Raw genomic sequence first — 26,855 nt, forward strand, 5'->3', positions numbered from 1 at the left:
GACGGCTCCAGATGTGTCACGCCACGCCCGCGGCTGGGCCAGCGGGGTAGGCGGTTGCAATGTCGATGTTGCGCTCGCGTCGTTTCATCGCTCGCTCGAGCGCGCGGGCAGCGGCAGGCAGGCGGCGAGCCATGGCGGCGGCATTGGCGCCAGGTGCAGCGCCACGGGCTGGTACCGTCCGTTTAGCCGCGCGGCGAGATGGAACAGCTCTGTTGCGCGACTAGGATCCCACGCACCACTGAAGCCGCGCAGTCCGGCGGCGCGACGTGTTTCATCGAACGGCACGCGGCTGTGGACGAACTCCTCATGGCTTGTGCGGCCGAGCGCATACGGGACGAGCCAATCGAGCGCGTGCTCCAATGTCGCACCGGAGGCGCTGCGCTCGCGCAGCCAGTTGCGGTTATGCCGGCGCGCGGCCAGTGCGGCCATCACCAGCGGCTGCAAATCATAGGTCACGTAGTGCAGCGCGTCGCGCTCGTCAAAATCCCATGTTGTGCCATCCGAGGCAATGTTTGTGCTGACCTGTTCCACGAATAACCGCTGCGCGGCAGCGATTAACTTGCGATCATCCAGCGTGAACGCAGCCATCGCGATCAGCTTGACGCGATGGCTTTGCCAGTTGTTCGCGAACGTATGCCGAAGTGGCCGGGGTTGGCTGTCGATGCGCTCGACATAGCCGCGCGCCAGTTTGCGTAGGAACGCGATCGTCGCGGTGCGAGTCTTGACCGGCAGTGCGCTGGCGGTCAGGTCGTACGCGAGAATCAAGCCATCGAGTTTCGTCTCGTCGATCGGATTGAAACTTGGCTGGTAAGTCGTGACCCACGCGTCGAGCAGGCGTGCAACATAACGCAGGAAGCGCTCGTTGCCGGTTGCGCGCCACGCGAGCGCGGCGTTGCGCATCAGCGCGAAATCCTTTTGCGCGTCGACACTTTGATCGTAGATGCCCTGGTGGGGCAGCGTGCCTTCGGTATGCAATCGATCCACCGCGCGTGGCGCGTTGCTGAGCCCCACCAAGCTCTGTTGCACCAGCGCTTGCACCCCGGGGTCGGCATGGGTGCGCTCGCTGCTCTGCAGCGCTGGCGCCGCGCAAAAGTTCATCGCTGCGCGCACCGGCACCGCGCAGAGCAGGCCCAACAGGCCCGCTATCGCGACGAGCGCGATCGTGGCGCATGCGGCGGCACGGCGGCGTGTTGGATCAGATCGAAACGCGTCCACTATGCGGGGCTCCACTGTCTCGGCTGCGGTCAGATCGAGATGTTAGCCTTTCTTCGCGGATGGCTCACGCAAACGATGCGGTGCTGTGCGCTGAACTGTGCCGAGTCTCGGTCGCGACGGCGCCGCGTGCAAGGTCCATGTGTTCGTGAAGCAACTGGACGAGTGAACAACCCACGCGGGAACATGAACGACACATGCGTGGGGCTCGTTCAGCGCTAACATGACAGTGCCGCGCTACGCATAGTCGGAGACTGGCACGCACGAGCAAAATAGATTGCGATCGCCGTACGCGTTGTCGGCGCGGCCCACGGGCGGCCAGTACTTGCCGGCCGCCAGCGACGGGACCGGATACGCAGCCTGTTCGCGCCCGTAGGCATGAGACCAAGTGTCGGCACCAATGACCGCGGCTGTGTGCGGGGCATATTTGAGCGGGTTGTCGTCCCGGTCCGCGCGGCCTTGCTCGACCGCGCGGATTTCATCGCGGATCGTGATCATCGCGTCGATGAAACGGTCCAGCTCCGCCTTCGATTCCGACTCGGTCGGCTCGATCATCAACGTGCCGGGCACCGGGAAGCTCATCGTCGGAGCGTGGAAACCGTAGTCGATCAGCCGCTTTGCGACGTCCTCGACGGTCACGCCGCTTGCGTCCTTGATCGGCCGTAGGTCCAGGATGCATTCATGCGCGATCAGGCCGCCGGCTCCCGAATACAGCACCGGGTAGTGCGGGGCGAGACGCTTGGCGATGTAGTTCGCGTTTAGGATCGCCGTCTCGGTCGCTGACTTGAGGCCGCACGCACCCATCATTGCAATATACATCCACGAGATCGGCAGAATGGCAGCTGAGCCGTACGGCGCCGACGAGATCGCGCCGATCCCGTCCGGATTGCCAGCCGGCGTCGCTGCGTCTTCGCGCACATAGCCTACCGAACGCTGGTTCGGTAGGAAGCGCGCCAGATGGGCGGCCACCGCCACCGGCCCGACGCCGGGGCCACCGCCGCCATGCGGGATACAAAAAGTTTTATGCAGATTCAGATGTGACACGTCGCCGCCGAACTGGCCGGGCGCGGTCAGGCCCACCATGGCGTTCATGTTCGCGCCGTCGACGTACACCTGGCCCCCGTGCGCGTGGACGATCTCGCAGATCTCCCGCACGTTTTGCTCGAACACGCCATGCGTGGACGGGTACGTGATCATGATCGCCGCCAGCTTGTCTGCATGGCGCGCGGCCTTGGTCTTCAGGTCCTCGACGTCGACATTGCCCTGCGCATCGCACGCGACGACCACGACTTGCATGCCGGCCATCTGGGCGGATGCCGGATTAGTGCCGTGCGCGGAAGCCGGGATCAAGCAAACGTTGCGATGTCCTTCGCCGCGCGACGCGTGGTACGCGTGGATGATCAGCAACCCGGCGTACTCGCCCTGCGAGCCGGCATTCGGTTGCAGCGACACTGCGGCATAGCCCGTGCATGCCACCAGCATCTGCTCGAGCTGCTCGATCATCTTGCGATAGCCGACGGTTTGCGACGCGGGCGCGAACGGATGGATCTGCGCGAACTCGGGCCACGTGACGGGCAGCATCTCCGACGTGGCGTTCAGTTTCATCGTGCACGAACCGAGCGGGATCATCGCGCGATCCAGCGCAAGGTCCTTGTCGGCGAGCCGGCGCAGGTAGCGCAGCATTTCCGTCTCGGAGTGGTGGCGGTTGAACACCGGATGCGTCAGGTACGCACTGCGGCGCAACAGCGCGTTAGGCAGCGCGTCTTCGACGCTGGCGTCCAGCGCGTCGATGTCCAACGTCGGCGCGCCGTCTTGTGTGTGCACGGTGCTCGGCTGCACGCTGGCGAGCGCGGGCGCCTCATTAGCCGCTTCGGCGAACAGCGCGAGCAAATCGGCCAGATCCGAACGCGTCGTCGTCTCATCGACCGATACGCCCACGCGCGCGCCGTCGATCCGGCGCAGGTTGATCCGCCGCGCGCACGCAGCCTCGTGCAGCGCTTCGGTGCGCGTGTCCGACTCGATCGTCAGCGTGTCGAAGAACGTGTCATTGGCGAGCGCGTAACCGAGCTGCTGCACGCCGGCCGCCAGAATTGCCGCGGTGCGGTGCACGCGCTCGGCGATCTGCCGCAGGCCTCGCGGACCGTGGTAGACCGCGTACATGCTGGCCATGATGGCCAGCAATGCCTGTGCGGTGCACACGTTCGAGGTCGCCTTCTCGCGACGGATATGCTGTTCGCGGGTTTGCAATGCCAGCCGCAACGCGGGCTTGCCTTGTGCATCGATGGTCACGCCGACGAGCCGCCCCGGCATCTGCCGCTTGAACGCGTCGCGCACGGCAAGATACGCGGCGTGCGGACCGCCAAACGCGAGCGGCACGCCAAAGCGTTGCGAGGTGCCTACCGCGACATCCGCGCCCCATTCGCCAGGTGGCGTCAACAGCGTCAGCGCCAACAGATCGGCAGCGGCTACCACGTGCGCGCCGGCTTCATGGATCGCGGCAGCCAGGTCACGATAGTCACGCACGTCGCCGTTGACGCCCGGATACTGCAGCAGCACGCCGAACGCGCCGGCTTGCGCCGCCGCTGCGGCAGGGCCGACCCGCACGTCGATGCCCACCGGCTGCGCGCGCGTGCGGACCACCTCGATCGTCTGCGGTAGCACGTCGTCGGCCACGTAGAACACGTTCGAGCGCGGCTTGCCCACGCGCTGCAGCAGCGTCATGGCCTCGGCTGCTGCCGTGCCTTCGTCGAGCAGCGACGCATTGGCGGTGTCCAGCCCGGTCAGGTCAATCACCATCTGCTGGAAATTGAGCAGTGCCTCGAGCCGGCCTTGCGAGATTTCGGGCTGGTACGGCGTATAGGCGGTGTACCACGCTGGGTTCTCGAGCACGTTGCGCAGAATCACTGCGGGCGTGTGTGTGCCATAGTAGCCCTGGCCAATGTAGCTGCGGAACACTTCGTTTTGGCACGCCAGTTCGCGCAGCCGCGCGAGCGCTTCGGCCTCGCTGCGCGGCGCGGTGAATTCGCCAAGCGGCAGGCTGTCGCGACGCCGGATGCTCGGCGGAATCACCGCGTCGATTAGCGCGTCGCGGTGATCGAAGCCAAGCACCGCCAGCATCTGCCGCTGATCGTCGGCGTTAGGCCCGATGTGACGTTCGGCGAAAGCGTCGTGTCGTTCAAGCTCGGCGAACGTGGGGCGGTTGGCGCGAGTCATCAGGTGATCCGGGTGTTCTGGCTTCATATCGAAATCCTGTCGGTCCACACCGCCGCGACGTGCGGGGCCGGCGTGGACCCGTTGGGGTCAATCAGGCGCCGATCGCCTGGCCGTACGCGGCCGCGTCGAGCAGTTGCTCTATCGCAGCGGTATCCGCGGGCTTGATACGGAACAACCAGGACTCGTACGGCGCGCCGTTGACCTGGTCTGGCGCACTGATCAGTGCGTCATTGGACTCGACGATCTCGCCAGCAACCGGCGCATAGATGTCGGAGGCCGCCTTGACTGACTCAATCACTGCGATCGCGTCGCCGGCCTCGACCTGCTTGCCGGCTTCCGGAAGTTCGAGAAACACGACGTCGCCCAGTGCTTCCTGCGCGTGGTCGGTGATGCCAACGGTCAGCGTGCCGTCGTCTTCCTTGCGAATCCACTCATGGGATTCGGTGTATTTGAGTTCGGCCGGGATGGTCATGGATGACTCCTGATATCGTTGAGGTCGTGAATCGGTGCGCCGGCGCGGCGCGGGCGCACCGTGCCCGGCGCGCGGCGGTGGCGGCGCGCCGCCGTCAGACGAGCGGCTTACCGTGGCGCACGAACGGCAGTTTAACCACCCGCGCGGGCAACGCCTTGTCGCGGATCACGACCCGTACTGTATCGCCGGCCGACACAGCCGTCGGTACGCGCGCCAATGCGATGGATTGCTGCAACGACGGTGAGAACGTGCCGCTGGTGACCTCGCCGTCGCCGTGTGTAGTGAGCACCTTCTGGTGTGCGCGCAGGATACCCGCCGGCTTGCCCTGCGGGTCTTTGTCTAGCACCAGGCCCACGAACGTCGCGCGCTGACCCTGTGCGCGCAGCGCAGCGCTGCCGACAAAATCCCGCTCGCCCGACAAGTCGACGGTCCACGCGAGGCCGGCGTCAAGCGGCGACACGTTTTCGTCCATGTCCTGCCCGTACAGATTCATGCCGGCCTCCAGCCGCAGCGTATCGCGTGCGCCCAGGCCGCATGGCTTAACGCCCTGCGCGGCGAGCGCCTGCCATAATGCTTGCACGTGCGCGGCCTCGACAATGAGCTCGAAGCCGTCCTCGCCGGTATAGCCGGTGCGAGCGACCATTAGTGCGCCGAACGGCGTGCCGTCCACGCGCGCGGCGTTAAAGGGCTTGAGCGCTTCGCCCGACTGTTGCACCGCCGGCACGGCCTGCCCGACCTTCACTCGCGCATTCGGGCCTTGCACAGCAAGGATTGCCAGGTCCCGGCGCGGCGTCAGCGTGACGCCGAAGCCGCCTTCCGCGTTGAGTTGACCGAGCCAGCCGATGTCCTTATCCGCGGTACCGGCGTTGACTACGACGCGGAACGCATCGTCGGCGAAGTAGTACACGATCAAATCATCGACCACCCCGCCGCTCGCATTCAGCATGCACGAGTACAGTGCTCGGCCCGGCGTTTGCAGCTTGTCGACATTGTTGGCCAATGCCATGCGCAGGAACGCCCGTGCGCCAGCGCCGGCGATATCCACGACGCACATGTGTGACACGTCGAACATGCCGGCGTCACTGCGTACCGCGCGGTGCTCGTCAATCTGTGAGCCATAGTTCACCGGCATGTCCCAGCCGCCGAAATCGACCATGCGTGCATGGAGCGCACGATGGACCGCGTTGAGCGGGGTGGTCTTGAGTTGAGTCATGAAAGCTCTCGATAGCGCGAACACAAAAAGGCGCACGAGCATCCGAGCAGCGGTGGATGCATGCATGACCCCTCTGTCCTCGGTACCTGAGAGATTGCGCCGCGCGGCTTGCTTGCCACGCATCGGCGCGCGCCCCTTCGGTGGGTAGCTTGCGCCGCTGCGTTTGCACGCGCACGGCTGCTACTACCGCTCTCCAGAGTGCGGTGCCGCCCATTGGCGCACACGCGCCAATGGGCGGCGCGGCGTGCGACGACGAGTCGGCGGTCCGGCGCGCACGGTCCTTTTGCCTGAGAGTTTGTGGGTTGCCCCTTCGGCGGCACCGGCTTGCGATTCGTCGCATGAAGCCGGTGCGCTCTCCCGGCGCGCGTGGCGATTGTGCGCGCCGCGCGCCGCTGTGTCAATCGGCTCGCGCGTGCGGCATGCGGTGTCCGCGCCGATCCGGATCGGGACGCGCCAGTCGTGGTGGCCGACGGCGGCGAACCCGCACGGGCTTTCATTGTGCGAAGCCCACGCGCCGTCCGGTTGCCGCGCTTTCACGCGCCTTTTCGATGATTGCCAGGCCGTCGGCCGCATCACGGGCGCTGACTGGCAGCGGCGTGCCGTGCCGTGCCGTACCGTACCGGACCGCGTCCGCTGCGCGGCGTGACGGTATTCAGCCTGGCTGTTTCTGCAGCAAGGCCTTCAGGCTCGCCAGCCGGTCCTTGGGCGTCATCGGCGCTTCGTCCTGCGTGGGCGGCGGCGCATCGTCCAGACGCATTTCCGCAATAAAGCGGGACGGCTCGCACACGAGCGTCTCCCTCGCGCGCTTTCGCTTCTTGCAATAGTTCAGATGCAAGCTGCGCTGTGCACGCGTGATCGCGACATACATCAGGCGGCGCTCCTCCTCGATCCGCGCGTCGTCGATCGGCTCATCATCGGCGCCACCTCGGTGCGGAAGAATGCCTTCCTCGACGCCCACCAAAAATACGTGTGGATACTCGAGGCCCTTCGACGCATGGATGGTGGACAGGCGTACCGCGTCCGGATCCTCGTCCTTGCCATCGAGCATCGACATCAGTGCGACGGTCTGAATCAAACCCAGCAGGTTCTTGCCGGTATCGGCCAGTCCGTCCGCATTATCGTAGCCGTATGCATGTTGTTCGTCATCGTCGTCGGCATCCTCGCCGCCCGGCTTGTCGGCTCCGCCGAGCGTGGCGTCGCGCTCCGGTTTCGTGCCTTTCTTCTTGAGCCATTCGAGGAACTCGAGCACGTTCGTCCACTTGGTCTGCGCCTGGCGCTCGTCGAATGCGTCATACAGGTACGCTTCGTAATGGATGGCTTCCATCAGGTCATCCAGCAGCGTCGTTGCCGGGTCGGTGCCGGCCCGTGCCGCGATGCGCTGAATGAAATCGCAGAACACCCGCAGCGGCTCGACCTGACGTGGCGACAGCCGCGCCTCAATGCCGCCCATATAGACTGCCTCGAACAGTGACACCTTCGCCTGGCCGGCAAACGAACCGAGCGCCTCTAGCGTCGTGTTGCCCACACCGCGGCGCGGCGTGGTAATCGCGCGGATGAACGCCGGATCGTCGTCGTGATTAGCGATCAGCCGGAGATAGGCGCAGATGTCCTTGATTTCGGCGCGATCGAAGAACGACTGTCCGCCGGACAACACGTACGGGATACGCTCGCGGCGCAGCACCTGCTCGAAGATCCGGGCCTGGAAGTTGCCCCGGTATAGGATCGCATAGTCGCGGAACTGCGCGCGGCGTTCGAACTTGTGCGCCGATAGGCGGAACACCACCGATTCCGCTTCGTGCTCTTCGTCATTGCATGGCGTCACGGTAATCGTGTCACCCATGCCATGTTCGGACCACAGCTTCTTCTCGAACAGTTTCGGGTTTTGTGCGATCACGCTGTTCGCGGCGTTCAGGATGCGCACCGTCGAGCGGTAATTTTGCTCGAGTTTGATGACCTTCAGACGAGGGAAGTCCACTTGCAATTGCGCAAGATTCTCCAATGTCGCGCCGCGCCAGCCGTAGATCGCCTGGTCATCGTCGCCGACTGCCGTGAACGCCGCGCGCGGGCCGGCGATCAGCTTCAGCAGCTCGTACTGACACGCGTTGGTGTCCTGGTACTCGTCCACCAGCAGGTAGCGCAGCCGGTTCTGCCATTTGTCGCGCACCGGCTCATTGTCGCGGAACAATTCCGTGGGCAGCCGGATCAAGTCGTCGAAGTCTACCGCCTGATACGCGTGCAGCGTTGCCGCGTAATTGCGGAATACGATTGCCGCCTGCATCTCGTCCTCATTCTGCGCGAGCACACTGGCTTGCTCCGGCGTGACCATGCCGTTTTTCCACAGCGAAATGATCGACTGGATCCTGCGAATCAGTCCCTTATCCGTCGTGCCGACCTGCTCCTGGATCATGGCGAAGCAATCGTCCGCGTCCATGATCGAGAATTGCGGCTTCAAACCGACATGTGCTGCTTCCTGACGCAGGATCTGCACGCCTAGTGAATGGAACGTGCATACCGTCAGCTGATTAACGGGCACTTTGCGGCCTTCCTTGCCAGGCGTCGTCAGCGTTTTGCCCTCGAGCAGCTTGCCAACCCGTTCGCGCATTTCGGCTGCCGCCTTGTTCGTGAAGGTGACCGCTGCAATGTGACGTGGCTCGAAACCTTTTGCCTCGATCAGATAAGCGATCTTCTGCGTGATGACACGCGTCTTACCGCTACCGGCACCGGCAAGCACGAGGCAGGGGCCGTCGAGATAGGTGACGGCGGCACTTTGCGCGGGGTTTAGGCCATACATGGAGCGTAGCGGAGGGCGACGACGCGCGCTGCACGGATGCGTCGCGTCGAACGATGTGGTTCGCTGGGACCGGGATGTTAACACAGCGGCGCTAACACAGCGGCGCGCCGTGGACAGCCGACGCGCCGCGCGGGCCTAAAGTTCGCAGACGGGTTGACTGCGCCGCTTCGTGCCGATCCGGCTATTTGGCTGCGCCTACCATATAGTCAACGGCCGCCTTCACGTCGGCATCGGAAGCGTTCGAGCCGCCTTTGGGCGGCATCGCACCTTTGCCGTGCAGCGCGTAGTGGTAGACAGTGTCCATCGACTCCTTTAGCCGTGGCGCCCAGGCCGCCTTGTCACCGAGCTTCGGTGCGCCGGCTATGCCGGCGGCATGACACGCTTGGCAGACCTGCTGGTACAGTGCCTTGCCAGCCTGCGTGGCGTCCGCGCTTGCGGACGTGGCGGCGCTGCCGGACGGCGGCGCCGAAGAAATCGCGGCGATTGCGGCGGCTGCAGCTTGCGCGCTGCTGCTACTTGCCGCCGCGGCGGATTGCGTTGCGGCGGCCGATGTGTCGGACGCGCGTTGGCCTTCGCCTAGGGTGCTCGCGTCGCGGATCTCCACGCGGGCTACGGGTGCAATACGGCGGGAAACCTGCTCGTGCGACAAACCGTCGGTGCCGGCACCGGTGCGGGTGGCGTTGTCCACATAACTGACGAGCAGCGCAATGATGATGACCGGGAGCGCAAAGCTGGCAATGACCAGCGCGATGAGCTGCTTCGGATTTTTGATCGGGGCTTCGTGTGCTTCGCTCATGCTGTCTCGTCTCTCTAACAATGGATTCGGTAAAGCGTGGTAGCGAACGACAGGACCTGCCAAAACGACTGCCGATAACAACCGTCGATCGATTATAGACGCAAAGAAACGGGACGTGACGGAGCTTCCCGTGCGATCAAGCGGGTGTTTACCCAATCAAAGCCCGAATGTACCGGTGCCAATCTTTACCCCGTGTCATCACCTACTGAGAGCTTGGTAAGCCGGGGACGTCTATGTACGGGAATCGTTGCGGGACCCGCGATGGCTGGGGGCTGGTATTTCCCCCCATATCGGATGGACGACACAGTCGAGTTGCGTTATACTTTTGGACTGCTTTAGCGTCCGTTTTCCTCGGATGCCCTTCAATATGATGCGCCCGTAGCTCAATGGATAGAGTACTGCCCTCCGAAGGCAGGGGTTGCTGGTTCGATCCCAGCCGGGCGCGCCAAGCCTGATAAGGCTTCCAGCGGTTTCGCTACAGCACCGTTACCTCCCACTACAGTGAAATTACAGTTAGCCGGCGGCGGTTAGCCGTGTTTCTGTCGTTGCTGACGATGTTGCCTGCGGTAACTCGATACCCTGAGCGGCCGGTAGGTGTGGCCGTACCCACTGCGCCAGGTGAGCGGCCGACAGGTGCGCGTAGCGCTGCACCATTTCGAGCGTTTCCCATCCACCCAACTCCTTGAGCACCTGCAACGGCGTGCCGCGCTGTACGTGCCAACTCGCCCACGTGTGCCGCAGATCGTGCCAGCGGAAATCGCGGATGCCGGCGCGCTTCAGAGCCTTTCGCCAAGCAGCCGTCACCGTCTGGTAGACCGGCTTACCGTGGTACACGAACACGCTGTCCACGAACTTGGGCGAACGCTTCTTCGGGAGTTGGCGCCGCAATACGGCGATTGCCATATCGGACAGCGGCACCGTAATCGCCTTTTTCGCCTTCGCCTGGTCCGGATGAATCCACGCGACGCGGCGCACGATGTCAACCTGCGACCATTGCAGCCCGGTCACGTTCGAGCGCCGCAGGCCCGTTTCGAGGCTGAAGTGCGCCATGTCGGCAAGATGTTCGGGCAGCTCGGCGAGCAACCGTTCGGCTTCCGTCGGCGTGAGCCAGCGGATCCGCTTTTGCACGACCTTCGCGCACTTCGTTATCGGTGCGCGATCCAACCATTCCCATTCGACGGCAGCGTTCAACACGGCCTTCAGCACGCCGATGACGCGGCGCACCGTGCCGGCGCTGACCGTCCTGTCGGTTGTCACGATGCCGCGCTTCGTTCGTACTACGCGGGGTTCCCGCCGCTTTGCCAGCGCGATCGCGTCGATGCGGCTGCGGTCGATATCCACCAGGGCGACGCCGGATAGGTGTTGGTCAAGCCAGCGCAGGTGCGTTTTCGATGTTTCCAGGCTCGGCAACCCCTCGCGTTCGCCGACATACCGGATGACTGCATCGTTCCAGGTATAGCGCGGCTTGTGGCCGAGCTTCACCTGATTCCACAACTCGACCTTCAGGCGGTCGTAGAACTCCTGGGCCTGCGTTTTGTTGCTGGTGCCAGTGCTGCCTTGTACGACCGGACCGCCGCCAGGCGGGGCGAGGCGGTAATACCAGTTGGGACTGTTACTGCGTTTATAGAGCGACATTTTCTAACTTCCTCCTGCTGATCGCCCTGCACAACTCGCGGAATCCATTCTCCGGCGAGGTAGCGCTGCAGAGCAACTGTCGAAAACATCCAGCGTTTGCCGACCTTCCGACCGGGCAACGTGCCGGCCTTGGCTTTCAGGCGTACGGTTTCGGGATGCGCGCCCAGCATGGCGGCAGCGCCGAGCAAATCAACCGTTGCCGCCTGGGGGGCGGCCGAACTTCGCGCGGCGGGAGCACACGCAGCGCAACTCGTGGATTGATGGATTGCGTCCTGAATTCTCATAAATAATTGATTTTTAACAATTTGTTGTGCCATCAATTGCCATCATTTAGGCATGGCAAGGGTCAAAAACTCGTGGCCTAAAAAATAGGCAGCGTTCGTCACTCATGGCAAAACGCACATGACTCGTGGCAGCGCGTTGGGGCTGATTTCTTGCCTTCTTTGTATCCTTTCTTCTTATTTTTCAATAATTTAGAGAGAGATAAGATAGGGGTGGGGAGGGCCGGCACAAAAACCAGACTCGTGGCAAAAAAGGCCCAACTCGTGGCAAATCGAGCATGACCCATGGCGGTACTCTTCTCAAGAATCAAGGACTTACGAGCGCACCCCCCCAAAAACCACGACTCGCATGCGCTACCTGGGCGGTTCCCGCGTGGCAAAACCCGTGTGCGGCCCTGCGCCCGCGCCGCTCGCGACGTTGCCCGGCCGTTTCGGCTCGCTAGGGAGTGGGGCGAAGTGAACTGAGTAGCGCAATCTATGACCGCTATGCGATTGGATGAAATGAAGGAAGCGGCTACTGCCGCACGGTGGTTGCAAGGGCTGAAAGCGGTTCATACGTGCCCCCTTGCAAGCGCGTCGGTTGCCAAGTCTTCACGAATGGACACATGCAGGCCGAAGCCGGTTAAGCGTTCGAGTGAGATCGGTGTGAGATACGGCACACGACGGGTATAGATGCGACGCTCCACTTCCTTGTCGCCGACGACGACACCGGCGTGCTTGAGCTGCGCTTTGAATACGCGGTCGGACTTTACCGGCAGGCCGTTCCACTTATCACGTAGGCTGCTCGTGTGCGCGATGTGGTCCATCACGTGACCGGTGCGCAGCAGCAGACAGAACTCACCATCGACAGTGTCGAACGTGAACGGATGCTTGTAATTGCCGCCGTCGATCTCGGACAGCACGGTTTCCATGATCCAGACCCATGGCTCGCGGTCGGCGCTCGTCTCGGCGATGTGGCCGTTCATCTCGGTGAGCAGGTCGCGCGGGAAGTCGCCTTCGCTCGGGTCCATGCCGGCGAACTCGGTCAGGTAGCGCCAGGCGAGCGCGACGGCCGCGTAGTTACCGGCCATGCGCTTGGCGCCGTCGTCCTCGCCGCTCGCGCGGCAATGGGCCAGCGCCATGTCGCGCAGCTTCGCGTATTGCTCAAGCACAGCCTGCTTGTTCAGGCTGGCGAGGAATTCGAGCCATTGCCGGACCGGAAAGCGCGGCAGATTGTCGGGCAGCAGCGGGCCACGTTTGCCGGTCAGCGTCGTGCGCACGAGTTTGCCGAGCAGACTGCGTACCGGTACGTCCTCGCCGGCCAGCATCACCGGTGCGCACAGCAGGTATTCGGTCATATCGGTGCCGCGGCGCGTGACGGTGTACTGGTAATTCTCTTGCAGCAGCCCAACCGCCTTATCGATCACGTCCTGCCGGCGCGCGGACAGCTCTTCCCATCCGACCGGGTGGCTCGTGTGGCTAATGCTGGTCAGCAGGCGAAATTCCGTTTGCAGCGACTGCCCGGAGAACATTGTGAATGCAAGCGAGCGTTCGAGCCGCTTGATCAGCGTTGACTTACCTGCACCCTTGTTCGCCTGGATCGTGATATGTGGCCAGAAGCCGAGCAGTGCTTTTAGATGGCCGCCCAGCGACCACACAAGCGGGATTGTCGCGGCGTTCTGTTTAAACGTCGTTTGGTAGGCGGTGATGACGCGGCGCGCGTCGCTGACTGGGCCGCTTGGGAACGTCAGATTGTGATACGGACATTGTTTGTCTGCTTCGGTGAAATAGCAGTCTGGGCCTTCGTTGACGATTAGTCGGCCGTCGCGCCATGCGAGCCCGACGAAGTTTGCCGCCTGGCGCGCGCCGAGGTTGGCGCCGCGCTCCAGGATGTTGACCATGCGCTTGAACGGCGCTGGCGCCCAGATCGGGCCGAACTTGCCCCACTGGTCGACGTTGTGCAGCTGGTCGTCAAGCATCACGCGGCGGATCAGCTGCGCGCCGTGCCGTGGCGCCTGCACGGACACGGCGAAGTAGACGGTCGGCGCTTGGTCGGCGTCGCCCGTCATCGTTGACGTTGCGCTTGCGACCGACACGCGGCTGATACCGGCGATGCGAAAGCCGCACAGATCCGTCATCACGGGCGTTTCAACGCCGGATTCCTCGTTGCGGTCCATTTTTGTGATGTAGCTGGTGAAGTCCGGGCGTACGCGAAAGCGCCAGTATTGCGCGAAGTCGTGCGACGGCAGAAAGATGCGTGGCCGGCCGCGGCGCGTGGCGTCGCCGGCCAGGCCTGCGATCAGCCAGGGCTCGATCTGCTCAAGCGCGCGCGCTAGCTCGGTCGGGCCGCGCAGTTGCAGGTAGTCGTTCACATCATTGATCGGTTTGCGTGTCGTCTCGCCGTCCGCGAGGTCAGCGAGCCAGCCGGCCTGGTCAACGAGCACGGCACTGATATTTAGGCTCGTGAGCCGCTCGTAGAGTGCCCACGCAGCTTCAGGCCCCGGCCGGTGGCCGGCGCGCGGGTGGTCGTCCGAGAACGGCTCGTCGTTGTCCAGGCAAATGACGACTTGTTTGCCGCGCAGGAACGCGAAGTCGATGTCGTTGACGTTAGCGAGGCCGCGCAGCGCGAGCGCGGCGGTACCGGACATTGCGCAGGTATCGACCGACAGCGCATTGATCGCGCTTTCGACGATGAACACGCGCTTCGCCTTGTCGAGCTGGCGAGGATCAGCGCTCCAGCCGTAACCGGCTTTGTCGCCCTGCGTCTGCGTCTTAACGCCACCGTTGAGTGTGGGATCGACATAGCGCATATCGACGGCGACGACGCGGCCGTCGCCCGGCGCGCGCACGATGAACGCGGCGGCCGGGCCGGCGTGGCCGACCTCGCCGGCGGCGACCTTCGAGCTCGTCCAGGTGTTGAAGCCCAGGGTGCGCGCGGCGATCGCCGTGTCCATCGCCGCGGCGCAGATACCGCGGCCACTGAGGTAGCCGCGCACGCGATCGCGTTCGGCCAAGCACCGATCGGCGATGTATTCGACGGTCGATTTCTCGCGGTGCTCGGCGTGCGTTGGCCGGTCCAGTGGGATACCGTAGGCATCGTGCAGGTAGCGCACGGCGTCGGCGACGGTGCCGCCACGGGCGTGGATCACCAAGTCGATGCACGAGCCGCCGGCGTCGGCGCTGTGGTCGCGCCAGCCGGTGCCGTGCTTCGGATGGTTCACATAGATCGACAGGGACGGGCTCTTGTCCTCGTGCTGCGGGGAGTGATAGAGCGCCTTGTCGCCGCCGCGACCGCGCCTTAGGCCGAGCCGGTCGGCGAGGTCGTGCAGGTCGATGCGTTGTTTCAGTTCGTCGATCGAGGCCATCGTGATGGATGTTGCTTAGGTAGTTGCATGGGATAGCGGCTCGGATGGAATGGCTCGCCATGGCGGGGGGCCAAGCCACGTGCACAGCGCGTTGGCAAGCTGCTCACATGGCGTAGCGAGGCGAGCGCGTGGCGTCGCGTCGCACGGCGCCGCGCCGGTCAGACGTTCATGCGCGAGCCTGCACCGAAGGGGCAAGCCGGTTGCGCTCGATGGGATACGCCGCGCGTTGCAGATTGGCACGCGCAGCGCTCGCCTCATCGAGCATGTGCCGCAATCGGCGACGGTTACGTTCGAGGTGGGTTGCCTGCGCGTGGCACACCGCGATTGGCACGCTGCGTACACAGCGTCGAATGCGTCCAGCGGTTAGGGCAGGGACCGCCTCGCAGGCGTCGCGGTCGCCGTATTCAATGAGCAGAAACTGCGCTGGGTGTTTCAGTCCCGCGAGATACTCATCCGTGACGGTGTTGAAGGTAAAGGACCTTTTCATGGCGTCACCTCGCGATGGGACCGACCATGCCAGCGCAACAATGAGCGCGCAGAGCGTAAAGATGCTGACGGCGAATGCGGTGGCTGGCCCCAATAGCGGATCGAGGTGACGCAGGACGCTATGGAGTGCGAGATACAGCCCGGTCAATGAAAAGAACAGCATGAACAGCACTGTCGTGCAGAAAACGTAGTATTTCATGGCGTGGTTCCTTGTGAGTGCGCCGGCGGCCGGCGCGGTTGTGTTACTCGTCTTGGTCCTTGGCGGTTGTGCGTCGGCGGTGGACAGTAGGCCGCTTGCGGTCCGTCGAGCGAGCCCGCATGGCACGCGCGGCGCTTTCCACTACACGACGAACAGCGGTGTGGCGCATGGCGGTATCGAAGTCCCCGACCATGCGAAGGCGCTGCCATGCGCGTCGCAGCTCGCTGTCTGAGATAGACGTATGCATCGGTATCAATGCAGCGTGGCCACCATTGGCAGCAAAACGGGCATGCCGGCAGCGATGTCCCATTTGCAATGGATCACATAGCCGAGCCTGCGCGCGGTACCTGCGAACACGAACGGGTCGATGTCGGCATCCCAAAGGGTGCGCAGGTACTGCCGGCGCTGCTCCATGGGCAGCGAGGCTGGATCGAAGGGAAGAACGAGCGGAGCAGAAGCGAGGGTGGCCATGCGGATCTCCTTTTTGTAGGTGACCTGCCCCCTTCAGTAGGGCCAACGGGCTTCTAGCAAAGTCCTTTTATACCAGCTCCTGGAAAGCGGCAGGAGCATCCGCTGTTGCCCGGTGTTTCGCCGCAAACTGTGCGGGCGAAAGGTAATTCAGTGCGCTGTGCGGCCGTTGCTCGTTGTAGTCCTGGCGCCACGCGGCGATGAGCGCGCGAGCGTGCGCGAGACTCGTGAACCAGTGCTCGTTGAGGCACTCATCGCGGAACTTGCCGTTGAACGATTCGATGTAAGCATTCTGTGTCGGCTTGCCCGGCTGAATCAATTTCAAGCTCACGCCGTTAGCATACGCCCATTGGTCAAGCGCTCGGCCCGTAAATTCCGGTCCCTGGTCCGTTCGCAGTGCTTTCGGATAGCCTCGGAAACGCGCGGCTCGCTCCAACGCTCGCGCGACATACAAGCCGCACATGCCGTGGTCCACCACGATATCCACGGCCTCCTTGGTGAAATCGTCGACGATGGTCAGGCACTTCAGACGCCGCCCATTGGACAGCGCGTCCATCACAAAATCGATTGACCACACCTCGTTCGGCCCGCTTGGCAACGCCAACTGCTCGCGCTCAATCATGACGCCGTGGCGCCGCCGACGGCGCCGTACGGCAAGCCCCGCTTCACGATAAAGGCGATGCACACGCTTATGGTTCGCCTGGATACCCTCGCGCTTCATCATTGCGTGTAATCGCCGATAACCGAACCGCCGACGCTCGTGCGCCAGTTCCACCAGACGCGCCTTCAGCGCATCATTGTCGTGGTCCAGCTTCGCCTCGTAATGCAACACGCTGCGAGAAAGCCCGACAAGCCGGCAGGCGCGGCGCTCCGAGATGTTTACCTTCTCCCGAATCACCGCCACTGCTTCGCGCTTGGCTTGCGGGCTCAGGGCTTTCCCTTGACGACAACCTTCAACGCTTGCATATCGAGCATCGCCTCGGCCAGCAGCTTCTTCAGCCGCGCGTTCTCGGTTTCCAGTTCCTTGAGCCGGCGTGCTTCCGACACCTCCATGCCGCCAAACTTCGCGCGCCACGTGTAGAACGACGCGTCACTGAACCCGTGCTGCCTGCACAACTCTTTGACCGGCCTGCCGGCCTCGGCTTCCTTCAGAAACCCGATGATCTGTTCTTCCGTAAAGCGCTTTTTCATGTTCGTCTTCTTCTCCGAAAACGAACTTTACTAGGTTCTGGCTGGCCCTGCTTGCAGGGGGCAGGTCAATCGCATCACGCAGACCGGCGTATTCGAGCCATTTGCCGATCGCGGCTTTCGTCTCGTAGGGAGTGCCGTTGATGTGGACAATCTGGGAAAGATTAATATCGCTCCATTGAAGAGACTGGAGGGAGAGGAGGACATGAGAGACCTCCTGTGAATTTGTTGAATTTGCCTCTGTTCAAAGAGGCGGCCGGGCGCTTCAACACGGTCACAGGGCCGCCCGCAGATTTCCCCTTGCGGGTCTTGTATAGCTGCGCGCCACCCGGCCATAAGCAAGCGACCATCGTAGCGATGGCAGCGCAAAACCTATGGGCGTAAAAAATCCGCTTGACTGACAGGAGCGGCTTCCGCCTGTGATGGTGTGTTGAGCACCTCACGATAGGTTGCCATCGATTCGGAAGAGCGTCAACTTTATAAGGCGGATATAGGGACTTCCTGTGAATTTATTCAATTTTGCCTCCTGTTCAGAGAGGCGGCCGGGCACTTGAACACGGTCACAGGGCCGCCCGCAGATTTCCCCTTGCGGATCTTGTATAGCTGCGCGCTACCCGGCCATAAAAGAGTGTTGCCTACGTAGCTAGGACAACACGGAGCCTATGGACGCAAAAGCCGCTTGACTGAGGGGAGCAGTTTTCCGCCTGTGAAGACCTATTTCATCCCATTGAAAGGGTTGAAGAGAAGGGGTGCACGCGGCCATATTAGCTTCCTACGAATCGTTCAGTTTCGCCTCCTGTTCAGAGAGGCGGCCGGGCACTTGAACACGGTCGTAGGGCCGCCCACAGATTTCCCCTTACGGGTCTTGTATAGCTGTGCGTCACCCGGCCATAAGTAAGTGCTGCCAGCGTAACTAGGACAACACGGAACCTATGGACACAAAAAAGCCGCTTGACTGACGGGAGCGGTTTTCCGTCTACGAAAAGGTGTGTTTAGCACCTTAAATTAGCTTGCCATCGATTCGGAAGAGCGTCAACTTTTGATATTTGCGAGTAACCTTTCCTTGCCTGCCCGCTTCGCTTAACAGCGTGGTTAACCTGTTTGCCCGGCTCGCCACCCTTGTGGCGTGGGTTTCCGAGCGTTTTCCGGTGTACGGGAATCGTGCGTTTTCATGCACGGCATCGCGCCACAATGCACCTATTTGGCGATGGTAAGGACATACATAGTCTGGCACTAGGAAACATCCTTTGTTATGGTTTGCCTTATGGAGCCCTTGGCAGTACGCCGACGTACATCATCCAGCGCCGCGCCGAACCCTTGGGCTTTTTTGCGTGCCGGGGTCTAAAAACAGAGGCGGGGGATGTGGGTAAAACCCCGAAGGCAGTGTTCGCTTGATATACGCGCGCGAACAACTACGCTGCGTGGCGCACGTTAGCTACCAGGGCATCGAGGAAAAAACTGCGCGGCGACCGGTTGAGAAGATGCCCACGCGAGCACGTTGATGTCGGCTCGTTTCGGAGTCGTACTTTGGCGCCCCAATCGTCGAACCCCTTTTCTAGTGCAACTTGGAATGATGCGCCACACCAAAACGTGCCGACAAATCGGCAAGGCGCTTGTCCAGTGTCCATAGTTGCGCGCCTGGCGTGATCAACGTTGAAGCGAGCAATGCCACGTCAACTAGCCCGCAGCCAAGCCCATGCAGCTTTTCGTGTTCGATGAACGCCATCACTTCTGTCAAGGTCGCTTGATTGGCGGGTTGCAACAACCCGATATTGTTGAGTGTCTGGGTACGTGGAGCCGGGGGTGTCCCGCAGGCAAGCTCAATCAAGACCATAGGGTGAGTCAGTGCCAAGTCGGCTTCGATCAAGTCGATCAAAGCATTGTTGCGGCTCCTGAAGTGGCTCACCCATACCGAAGTATCGACGAGTACGCTCATCTTTCGCCTGGCTCCGTACGGCGACGTGGCACGTCTTGTATATCTGTCATCGTACCGCCCAGCGCAGCTAAACGCTTGGCTGCTTGTACCCTCACGAAAGTCTTGATGGCTTCACGAAAGATGTCCGATTTGTCCATGTTGGGATCGGCGATTTCCAGCGCCTTTTGGTAAAGAGCATCGTCAATGGTGACAGTGGTTCGCATGAAGACTTTTCCTCTAATTTTGATGCAATTTAGCATCAATTTTAGCATCTTTTCAATCTCAGCGCTTCCTCCACCCTACGTCGCCCCTCGCGGGGGGCTTGACCGTATGCCGGTGACCGCGTCATTCAGCTTTCGGTGCGCCCGGTGTCGGCCCGCAGTTGGTCGAGTGGGTATTCCGACTCAACGTGACCGAGCATTCCGGTTCATCGCGAGCATGGGTGCGCCGGGCTCATGACAACCGAGGCCACTTCTGGCTTTGTTACAATGCCGACGACAGGCGGGGCTAATCGGCTAAGCCAGCGTGTGCCAAAAATGAACCGAGCTGTGCCAGGATTGTGCCGAGTTATATAGTATTTCAGGCCGCTTTTCGCTTCTTGGGAGGCCGCGGAGCCTTGTCAGACAAGGGTGTGGTTCTTGCGGTACGTTTTGAAAATCCGCGTGTCGGTGGTTCGATTCCGCCCCAGGCCACCACCGATTGATTGACAAAAACCCAAGAGCCGAAAAGTTCTTGGGTTTTTGTTTATTGATTGCCTGTTCATGGAGGCGAGGCTTGCACTGTCGGTGCGTGCGACGCTCCAGGTAACGCGGACAGGCGAGGAATCCTACGAATCATGCAACACGACAAGTATGCGGCGCGCGAGGCCGAGGTCACGCGCACCCGCATCGCATTCCATATCCACCATTTTGGACTTGGCGGGACCGAGACCGCACTGATGGGATGGTTGCATGCGCTGGATCGTGGCGCGTTCGACGTCGACTTGATCGTCGGGTTTCCGACTGAGGAGTTCGAACAGCATTTCCGGGCGCAGCTGCCTGGCGACGTGCGCGTGCACTTTCTCGCCGACCGGCCGTGGCAGTATCGGCTCGAGACGCTGCGGCTGCAACGCCGGCTCAGCCGAATTGGCCGTATCGTGCAACAACTGTTATTGCGACCGTACTTGCGACAGGTGTTCGCGCGCCGGATTCGCGCCCTTGCGGCTCACTACGACTTGATCTGCGACTTCGATCTGTCGCTGCGCCAGCACGCGGGCGCCGGCGGCAAGCCATGGATCGGCATCAGCCACTTCAGCCTCGCGGCCCGGCTCGGCAATCGGCCGGCCAAGGTCAAGCGGCTCGCACGTCAATACGCGCGCTACGCAGCAGTCGCGGCACTCAACACGGGCATGGCGCGCGAGGCGCGGCAGATGTTTGGTGCGCGATTGCGCGACGTCATCGAATTGCCGAACGTCATCGACCCTGCAGTGATCCGGGCACAGTCTGAAGCATTGGTCGAGTTGCCGACACGTCCGTATATCGTATCGGTTGCGCGACTCGACGGTGATCAAAAAGATCACGAAACGTTGTTGGACGCCTATGCATGCACGCTCGCGCGCGGGCGCATGGGGGGTACGAGGCTGGTGCTGGTGGGCGATGGACCTCACCGTCCGGTACTGGAAGCGCAGGTTCGGCACCTCGGATTGACGGACCACGTGATATTCGCCGGATTCCAGCCGAATCCTTTCCCATTTATGCGACATGCACGAGTGATGGTATTAAGCAGTCGATATGAAGGCTTGCCGATGGTGCTAATTGAGGCGATGGCGCTGGGCACGCCGGTGGTGGCGACGGACTGTCCGACCGGTCCGCGTGCGCTGCTTGCGGACGATGCGGGACTGCTAGTGCCAGTGGGCGATGCCGCCGCGATGGCCGGCGCGCTTGAGCAGGTGCTGACGCATCACGCATTGCGCGAGCGTCTTGTGGCACGAGGCTTGGCGCGCGTGGACGAATACGCCCCGCAGGCAGCGAACCGGCGTATGACGGCACTCGCCACGCGGCTGCGCGCGCAGGGGCCGCGCCGCTGAACGTGCCTGCGCCCAGCAGGTCCGCATGATAAAATCCATTGTTTTGCGCCGCCCTCCGGCAGGCCGATGACCGGTAAACACTCGTGCGCAGTGGCCCGCGCGGCGCCGGCCTATACTGCCTGCATCTGATCGAAGGAGTGCCACGGTGACTCGGACAGACGCTCAACGCGGCGCGCTCGTATTGTTTTCCGGTGGACAGGACTCGGCCACCTGCGTGGCATGGGCGCTTTCACGCTACGATCGCGTCGAAACCATCGGCTTCGACTACGGGCAGCGGCACCGCGTCGAGCTGGAATGCCGCGAGAGGTTCCGCGATGCGTTGATCCGCGCGTTCCCTCAATGGAAGCCGGCGCTTGGCGACGACCATCGCGTTGACCTGTCGGTGCTGGGGGCGATCAGCGACACAGCAATGACGCGCGAGATCCAGATCGAGACCCAGGCTAACGGGTTGCCGAACACATTTGTGCCAGGCCGCAACTTGATGTTCATGACGATCGCGGCAGCGGTTGCGTACCGGCGCGGGCTCGATGTGCTGGTGGGCGGCATGTGCGAAACTGATTTTTCCGGATATCCAGATTGTCGCGATGACACGATGAAGGCGCTGCAAGTGGCGCTGAATCTGGGCATGGACCAGCGTTTCGTGCTCGAAACCCCACTGATGTGGCTGGACAAGGCGGACACTTGGCGGCTTGCAGAATCGACTGGCGGCGAAGCGCTGGTCGAGCTGATCCGCGTCGAGACGCATACATGCTATGTCGGCGAGCGGGCTCAATTGCACGATTGGGGCTTTGGTTGCGGCGAGTGTCCGGCATGCAGGTTGCGCGCACGCGGCTACCACGCATTCCGGCATGGCGGGCGCGTTGATCCCGCGTCGCTTTGACGCTTCAGGGGTAGGCAGTGAGATGACGTACGCGGTCAAAGAAATCTTCTACACGTTGCAGGGAGAGGGCGCCAATGCCGGTCGACCGGCGGTGTTTTGCCGCTTTGCGGGCTGCAACCTGTGGTCGGGCCGCGAACAGGACCGCGCGGATGCGGTGTGCCGCTTTTGCGACACCGATTTTGTCGGCACCGACGGCGAGAACGGCGGCAAATATCGCGATGCCGATGCGCTGGCGGCGAAGATCGCGTCGCTGTGGCCGCCTGGCGAGGTTGCGGCACAATACCGTTTTGTCGTTTGTACCGGCGGCGAGCCGATGTTGCAGCTCGATGCGGCGTTGATCGACGCGCTGCACCGTGAACGATTTGTCATCGCGATCGAGACCAACGGCACCCTGCCGGTGCTTCCCGGCATCGATTGGGTCTGCGTAAGCCCGAAGGCTGGTTCGTCCCTCGTGGTGACGCGCGGCAACGAACTGAAGGTCGTGATCCCGCAGGACAACCAGCAGTTGTCGGAATACGCGCGGCTGGATTTCGAGCACTTTCTCGTGCAACCGATGGATGGTCCATCGCGCGAACTGAACACGAAGCTGGCCGTGGATTGGTGCAAGCGGCATCCCCAATGGCGCCTGTCGATGCAGACGCATAAGTACTTGAATATTCCCTGAACCAGGCGCTGGACCACCGTGCTGACTATCACGCGCAAACTCGCATTCGACGCAGGCCACCGTATCCCGGATCACCGCAGCCAGTGCAGGAACCTGCACGGCCATCGGTATGTGCTGGAAATCACCTTGCAAGGCGAACTCGTCGATACGGAAGGCGCGCCGGATCGCGGCATGGTGATGGACTTTGCCGACGTGAAGCGGCTGGCGATGGAGCACTTGGTGAACGTGTGGGATCACGCGTTCATCGTCTATGAGCAGGACGTGATGGTCCGTTCTTTCCTCGATACGCTGCCCGAGCACAAGACGGTCGTGCTGGACCGGATCCCGACTGTCGAGAATTTGGCTGCTAAGGCGTTCGAGATCCTGGCCCACGTCTATGATGCGCATTACGGCATCAACCTGCGGCTGGCCAACGTACGCCTGTACGAGACGCCCAACTGCTGGGCCGATATCAGCCGCGACTGAACGCCGCCAGGGCCGGGCACCGACGCGCCGTCGTCAGCTTTGCATCAGGCGTTTTTGTCGCGCCACGCTCATGATCATCCCGGTCGCGATGCCCAATGTGATCAGCGCGGTGCCGCCGTAGCTCATGAATGGCAGCGGTACGCCTACTACGGGCAGAATACCGCTGACCATGCCGATATTAACGAATGCGTACATGAAGAAGGACAGCGCCAGCGCCCCGGCCAGCAATCGGCCGAACAGCGTGGCGCCGTTGGCCGCGATGTACAGGCCACGCGCGACGAGCAGCAGGTACAGGAACAGCAGCATGAGCCCGCCGGCCAGGCCGAACTCTTCGGAGAACACGGCGAAAATGAAGTCCGTATGTTTTTCCGGAATGAACTCCAGGTGCGCCTGCGTTCCCTTGAGCCAGCCTTTGCCGAAGGCCCCGCCGGAGCCGATCGCGATGACCGCCTGAATCGTATGAAATCCTTTGCCAAGCGGGTCTGAACTCGGATCGAGCAGCGTGCAGACGCGGTGCTTCTGGTAGTCGTGCAGCAGAACCCATTGCACGTCCGGTTGACAAATCCGGTCCTCGGTTGCGATCAACGAGCCGACGCCGATCACCAGCGCCAGCAACAGCGGTACGATTAGCTTGAAGCTCAGGCCCGCGAAGTAGATCACGAACAGTCCCGTGGACAGCACCAGGATCGCAGTACCCAAGTCGGGCTGTTTGGCGATCAGCCCGACCGGCACTGCCAGGATGATCAGGCCGATCAGGTAGTCGTACCACCGTATCACGCCCTCGCGTCGCTGGTAGTACCACGCGAGCATCAGCGGCATGGCGATTTTCAGGATTTCAGATGGCTGAATCACGACGCCGACATTGATCCAACGCTTGGCGCCTTTCTTAGTCAAGCCGAACAGCGCCACGGCGATGAGCAGTGCCACGCCGAACGAGTAGGCGGGCACGGCAAAACGCATCAGCGTCTGCGGCGGTACGTTCGCGATCGCCCACATCAGCACGAACGTGAGCAAGATATTGCGGACCTGGTCCTCGACGCGTCCGGGTACGTCCATGCTGGCGCTGTACAGCGTAAGCAGACCCACGCATAGCAACAAGAAGACGATCAACGCAAGTGGCTTGTCGAAGCCGGCGAACATCCGTTTTGCGCGTCCAATCAGCACGCGGGGCTCGATGGGCATGGCGATTCCTAGTGCGCCGGGGTAGCGCCATGCGCGCCCCCGGATCGATTCAACGTGGCTGGCGTGTCGGCCGGCGCACGCGGCCCCTGTTCCGACGGGGGCTCGTATGGACCGGGTATCGGTTGTTGGGCGGGGGGCATATCGTCGCCGCTGCCGGTGTCCGGGGTGGCGGTACCACCGCCCGCGGCGCCTGCCGCTGACGCGCTCACAGTGCCCGCAGCGCCCACAGCGCCGCGTGGCGGATCGCTGCGAGTACTCTTGCGCGCCGCATCCGCGAGCACCGACGCAGACGTCACCGCCGCTGCGACGGCCGGGTTCGATGCCGCCTGTGGCGCGAAGGCGGCGCTGCTGCTGACCACCGACGCCGGCAGCGCGGCTTGTATTGGGGTTTGCGCGCCGCCGATCACCGGCGTGCCGCCGAGGTCGGTCGCCGACGCTGCCATCGCGACGGAGGCGGCTTCGGCACCGGGCTTGACGCGGTCGATCAGGTAATAGTCAAGCACTTTGCGGGCAATTGGGCCGGCCGCCCGGGCTCCCCAGCCGCCATTCTCGACGATCAATGCGAGCGCGATCTGCGGGCGCTCGACCGGCGCGAAAGCGATGAACAGCGCGTGGTCACGCAGGTGCTCGGCCAGCGCATGCGCACGGTATTTCTGGCCCTGCAGCGAAAACACCTGCGCCGTACCAGTCTTGCCGGCCGACGTATAGGGTGCGTTACCAAAGATTTTGTACGCGGTGCCTGAAGGGCTGTCCATCACGCTTTTCATCGCGTGCTTGACGACGTCGAGGTCCGCCTGCGTGATGCCTTGGATGCGGCCACTGGGTTTGGGCACCGTCAGCCGGAATTCGCGCGTGATCGGGTTCTCGACATCCTTGACCAAGTGAGGCTTCATGACCACACCGTTGTTCGCCAGCGTCGCGACAGCGTGCGCGAGTTGCAGGATCGTATACGAATTGTAGCCTTGGCCGATGCCGAGACTGATCGTCTCGCCTTCGTACCAGCGCTGCTGCTCGGGCTTGCGATAGGCGCGTTTCTTCCAGTCGGTGGACGGCAGCACACCGCGTGCTTCGCCCTCGACGTCGATGCCGGTCTGCTGGCCGAACCCCCACTGCTTCATAAAACTCGCAATCGTGTTGACGCCCAGATCGTGTGCGAGCATGTAGTAATACGTGTCGTTGGACACGACGATCGAACGGTACATGTCGACCCAGCCCTGTCCCTGTGGCACGTCGTTGCGGAATGTGTGGCCGCCGAACGTGTACGAGCCAGGATCCTGGAAGCTCCAATTCGGCGTACGCTTGTGCGTGGCGAGCGCGGCCAGCGCCATGAACGGCTTGTATGTCGAGCCAGGCGGATAGGTGCCGCGTAGCGGCCGGTTCAGCAGCGGCCGGTCGGGTGACGTATTCAACTCATCCCAGGTTGGCTGATCGATGCCATCGACGAACAGGTTTGGATCGAAGCTGGGCGACGACACGAACGCAAGCACGTCGCCCGTCGACGGTTCGATGGCGACCAACGCGCCGCGCTTGCCTGCAAATGCCTGCTCCGCGCTTTGCTGCAGGCCGATATCGAGTGACAGCCGCAGATTGTTGCCGGGCTTGGCCTGGGTGCGCGACAGCGTGCGCACCGGGCGGCCACCCGCGGTCACCTCGACTTCTTCGAAGCCCGTCACGCCGTGCAACTCGGTCTCGTAGCTCTGCTCGACGCCGATCTTGCCGATATAGTCGGTGCCGTTGTAGTTGTTCGCATCGAGTCGCGGATCGTAGTGCTCCGGGTCACTGTCGTTTTTTTCGCTGGCCGCGTCGATGCGCTCCTGGTCGCGCTGTGAAATACGGCCGATGTAGCCGATCACGTGCGCCGCGGTCGTACCGAGCGGGTATTGCCGGAACAGCCGCGCGCGCACTTCCACACCCGGAAACCGATAGCGCTGCGCGGTGAAGCGGGCCACTTCGTCGTCGGTCAATCGCGTGCGAATCGGTAGACTCTCAAAGTTTTTCGAGTCCTCCTGCAGTTTCTTGAAGCGACGGCGGTCGCGCGCATCGATATTGACCACGTCCGACAGCTGCTCGATGACCTCATCCAGTGTGCCGTCGATCTTCGATGGCGTGATCTCCAACGTGTAGGCCGAGTAGTTCTTCGCAAGCACCACGCCGTTGCGGTCGATGATGATGCCGCGATTCGGCACGATCGGCGCGACCGAGATGCGATTTTCGTTAGCCTGAAGCGAGTATTTGTTGTAGTTCCAGACTTGCAGATACAGAAAGCGACAGCCGATCAGCGCGAAGCACGCGAGCACGAACACGCCCGCGGCGGCCACACGAAGCTTGAAGCGCGCCAGTGCCTGCCGGGGATGGTTGAACTGCGTCATCTGCGAGCGGGCCCCGG

General features: G+C 62.5%; 20 protein-coding genes, 1 tRNA gene, 1 pseudogene and 2 riboswitches. Of the genes and pseudogenes, 5 read left to right on the top strand and 17 right to left on the bottom strand.

Annotation, left to right across the window (positions count from 1 at the left end; translation table 11 throughout):
• Positions 1 to 84: 84 nt before the first annotated feature.
• The 6 genes from RA167_RS00605 to RA167_RS00630 all read right to left on the bottom strand — a co-directional run bounded on the left by RA167_RS00605 (position 85) and on the right by RA167_RS00630 (position 9,697).
• The gene (locus tag RA167_RS00605) at positions 85 to 1,098 is read right to left on the bottom strand and encodes an alginate lyase family protein (protein ID WP_255710659.1); all 1,014 of its coding nucleotides are present in this window, start codon (positions 1,096 to 1,098) and stop codon (positions 85 to 87) included.
• Between the two features lie 351 nt (positions 1,099 to 1,449).
• Positions 1,450 to 4,452, bottom strand: a complete 3,003-nt coding sequence (gene gcvP / locus RA167_RS00610) for an aminomethyl-transferring glycine dehydrogenase (protein WP_076785875.1) — start codon at positions 4,450 to 4,452, stop codon at positions 1,450 to 1,452.
• A gap of 64 nt (positions 4,453 to 4,516) precedes the next feature.
• Complete coding sequence (gcvH, locus tag RA167_RS00615) at positions 4,517 to 4,897, bottom strand: glycine cleavage system protein GcvH (RefSeq protein WP_076785876.1); 381 nt, start codon at positions 4,895 to 4,897, stop codon at positions 4,517 to 4,519.
• A 94-nt stretch (positions 4,898 to 4,991) separates the two neighbouring features.
• Positions 4,992 to 6,110: a glycine cleavage system aminomethyltransferase GcvT gene (gcvT, locus tag RA167_RS00620; RefSeq protein ID WP_076785877.1), complete on the bottom strand. Its 1,119-nt coding sequence runs from the start codon at positions 6,108 to 6,110 to the stop codon at positions 4,992 to 4,994.
• Positions 6,111 to 6,173: 63 nt separating this feature from the next.
• A riboswitch (glycine riboswitch) is annotated at positions 6,174 to 6,317 on the bottom strand.
• A gap of 59 nt (positions 6,318 to 6,376) precedes the next feature.
• Positions 6,377 to 6,480, bottom strand: a riboswitch (glycine riboswitch).
• A 282-nt stretch (positions 6,481 to 6,762) separates the two neighbouring features.
• A complete protein-coding gene (locus RA167_RS00625) occupies positions 6,763 to 8,901 on the bottom strand; it encodes a UvrD-helicase domain-containing protein (protein ID WP_076785878.1) in 2,139 nt (712 codons plus the stop codon).
• 181 nt (positions 8,902 to 9,082) lie between these two features.
• Positions 9,083 to 9,697: a c-type cytochrome gene (locus RA167_RS00630; RefSeq protein WP_076785879.1), complete on the bottom strand. Its 615-nt coding sequence runs from the start codon at positions 9,695 to 9,697 to the stop codon at positions 9,083 to 9,085.
• Between the two features lie 372 nt (positions 9,698 to 10,069).
• Here RA167_RS00630 and RA167_RS00635 point away from each other — a divergent pair.
• Positions 10,070 to 10,145: transfer RNA gene (locus RA167_RS00635), tRNA-Arg, on the top strand.
• A 65-nt stretch (positions 10,146 to 10,210) separates the two neighbouring features.
• Here the strand turns inward: RA167_RS00635 and RA167_RS00640 are convergent.
• The 9 genes and pseudogenes from RA167_RS00640 to RA167_RS00680 form a co-directional block, all read right to left on the bottom strand.
• Entirely contained in the window at positions 10,211 to 11,332 is a 1,122-nt protein-coding gene (locus RA167_RS00640) for a tyrosine-type recombinase/integrase (protein WP_076785880.1), read from the bottom strand.
• Between the two features lie 113 nt (positions 11,333 to 11,445).
• Positions 11,446 to 11,649, bottom strand: a pseudogene (locus RA167_RS00645) (hypothetical protein); the annotation flags it as partial.
• Positions 11,650 to 12,164: 515 nt separating this feature from the next.
• On the bottom strand, positions 12,165 to 14,957 hold the full coding sequence (locus RA167_RS00650; protein ID WP_076785749.1) for a toprim domain-containing protein: 2,793 nt from the start codon (positions 14,955 to 14,957) through the stop codon (positions 12,165 to 12,167).
• Between the two features lie 166 nt (positions 14,958 to 15,123).
• The gene (locus RA167_RS00655) at positions 15,124 to 15,642 is read right to left on the bottom strand and encodes a hypothetical protein (RefSeq protein WP_286132988.1); all 519 of its coding nucleotides are present in this window, start codon (positions 15,640 to 15,642) and stop codon (positions 15,124 to 15,126) included.
• Between the two features lie 43 nt (positions 15,643 to 15,685).
• Complete coding sequence (locus RA167_RS15555; RefSeq protein WP_076785748.1) at positions 15,686 to 15,889, bottom strand: hypothetical protein; 204 nt, start codon at positions 15,887 to 15,889, stop codon at positions 15,686 to 15,688.
• A 5-nt stretch (positions 15,890 to 15,894) separates the two neighbouring features.
• Positions 15,895 to 16,113, bottom strand: a complete 219-nt coding sequence (locus RA167_RS00665) for a hypothetical protein (RefSeq protein ID WP_076785883.1) — start codon at positions 16,111 to 16,113, stop codon at positions 15,895 to 15,897.
• Between the two features lie 67 nt (positions 16,114 to 16,180).
• Positions 16,181 to 17,301 (bottom strand): IS3 family transposase gene (locus RA167_RS00670; protein WP_139337038.1). Its coding sequence is split into 2 segments (ribosomal slippage): positions 16,181 to 17,043 and positions 17,043 to 17,301, totalling 1,122 coding nucleotides; the frame shifts between segments, so codons are not numbered across the junction.
• A 1,552-nt stretch (positions 17,302 to 18,853) separates the two neighbouring features.
• A complete protein-coding gene (locus RA167_RS00675; RefSeq protein ID WP_076785886.1) occupies positions 18,854 to 19,234 on the bottom strand; it encodes a type II toxin-antitoxin system VapC family toxin in 381 nt (126 codons plus the stop codon).
• Positions 19,231 to 19,437 carry a type II toxin-antitoxin system VapB family antitoxin gene (locus RA167_RS00680; protein WP_076787552.1) on the bottom strand — a complete coding sequence of 69 codons (207 nt, stop codon included), beginning with the start codon at positions 19,435 to 19,437 and terminating at the stop codon, positions 19,231 to 19,233. The genes RA167_RS00675 and RA167_RS00680 overlap by 4 nt, the downstream gene beginning before the upstream one ends.
• A 611-nt stretch (positions 19,438 to 20,048) precedes the next feature.
• Between RA167_RS00680 and RA167_RS00685 the strand changes: the two genes are divergently transcribed.
• The 4 genes from RA167_RS00685 (at position 20,049) to queD (ending at position 23,287) form a co-directional block, all read left to right on the top strand.
• Positions 20,049 to 21,278: a glycosyltransferase gene (locus tag RA167_RS00685; RefSeq protein ID WP_076785887.1), complete on the top strand. Its 1,230-nt coding sequence runs from the start codon at positions 20,049 to 20,051 to the stop codon at positions 21,276 to 21,278.
• Between the two features lie 145 nt (positions 21,279 to 21,423).
• Positions 21,424 to 22,158 (top strand): 7-cyano-7-deazaguanine synthase QueC, encoded by a 735-nt coding sequence (queC, locus tag RA167_RS00690; protein ID WP_076785888.1) that lies wholly within the window; start codon positions 21,424 to 21,426, stop codon positions 22,156 to 22,158.
• 22 nt (positions 22,159 to 22,180) lie between these two features.
• Complete coding sequence (queE, locus tag RA167_RS00695; protein ID WP_076785889.1) at positions 22,181 to 22,822, top strand: 7-carboxy-7-deazaguanine synthase; 642 nt, start codon at positions 22,181 to 22,183, stop codon at positions 22,820 to 22,822.
• A gap of 18 nt (positions 22,823 to 22,840) precedes the next feature.
• Positions 22,841 to 23,287 carry a 6-carboxytetrahydropterin synthase QueD gene (queD, locus tag RA167_RS00700; RefSeq protein ID WP_076785890.1) on the top strand — a complete coding sequence of 149 codons (447 nt, stop codon included), beginning with the start codon at positions 22,841 to 22,843 and terminating at the stop codon, positions 23,285 to 23,287.
• 33 nt (positions 23,288 to 23,320) lie between these two features.
• Here queD and rodA read toward each other — a convergent pair whose 3' ends face one another.
• Positions 23,321 to 24,469, bottom strand: a complete 1,149-nt coding sequence (gene rodA, locus RA167_RS00705) for a rod shape-determining protein RodA (RefSeq protein WP_076785891.1) — start codon at positions 24,467 to 24,469, stop codon at positions 23,321 to 23,323.
• An 8-nt stretch (positions 24,470 to 24,477) separates the two neighbouring features.
• The gene (gene mrdA / locus RA167_RS00710; RefSeq protein ID WP_083706004.1) at positions 24,478 to 26,838 is read right to left on the bottom strand and encodes a penicillin-binding protein 2; all 2,361 of its coding nucleotides are present in this window, start codon (positions 26,836 to 26,838) and stop codon (positions 24,478 to 24,480) included.
• Positions 26,839 to 26,855 lie beyond the last annotated feature (17 nt).

The sequence above is a fragment of the Mycetohabitans endofungorum genome (assembly GCF_037477895.1).
Taxonomy (GTDB): Bacteria; Pseudomonadota; Gammaproteobacteria; order Burkholderiales; family Burkholderiaceae; genus Mycetohabitans.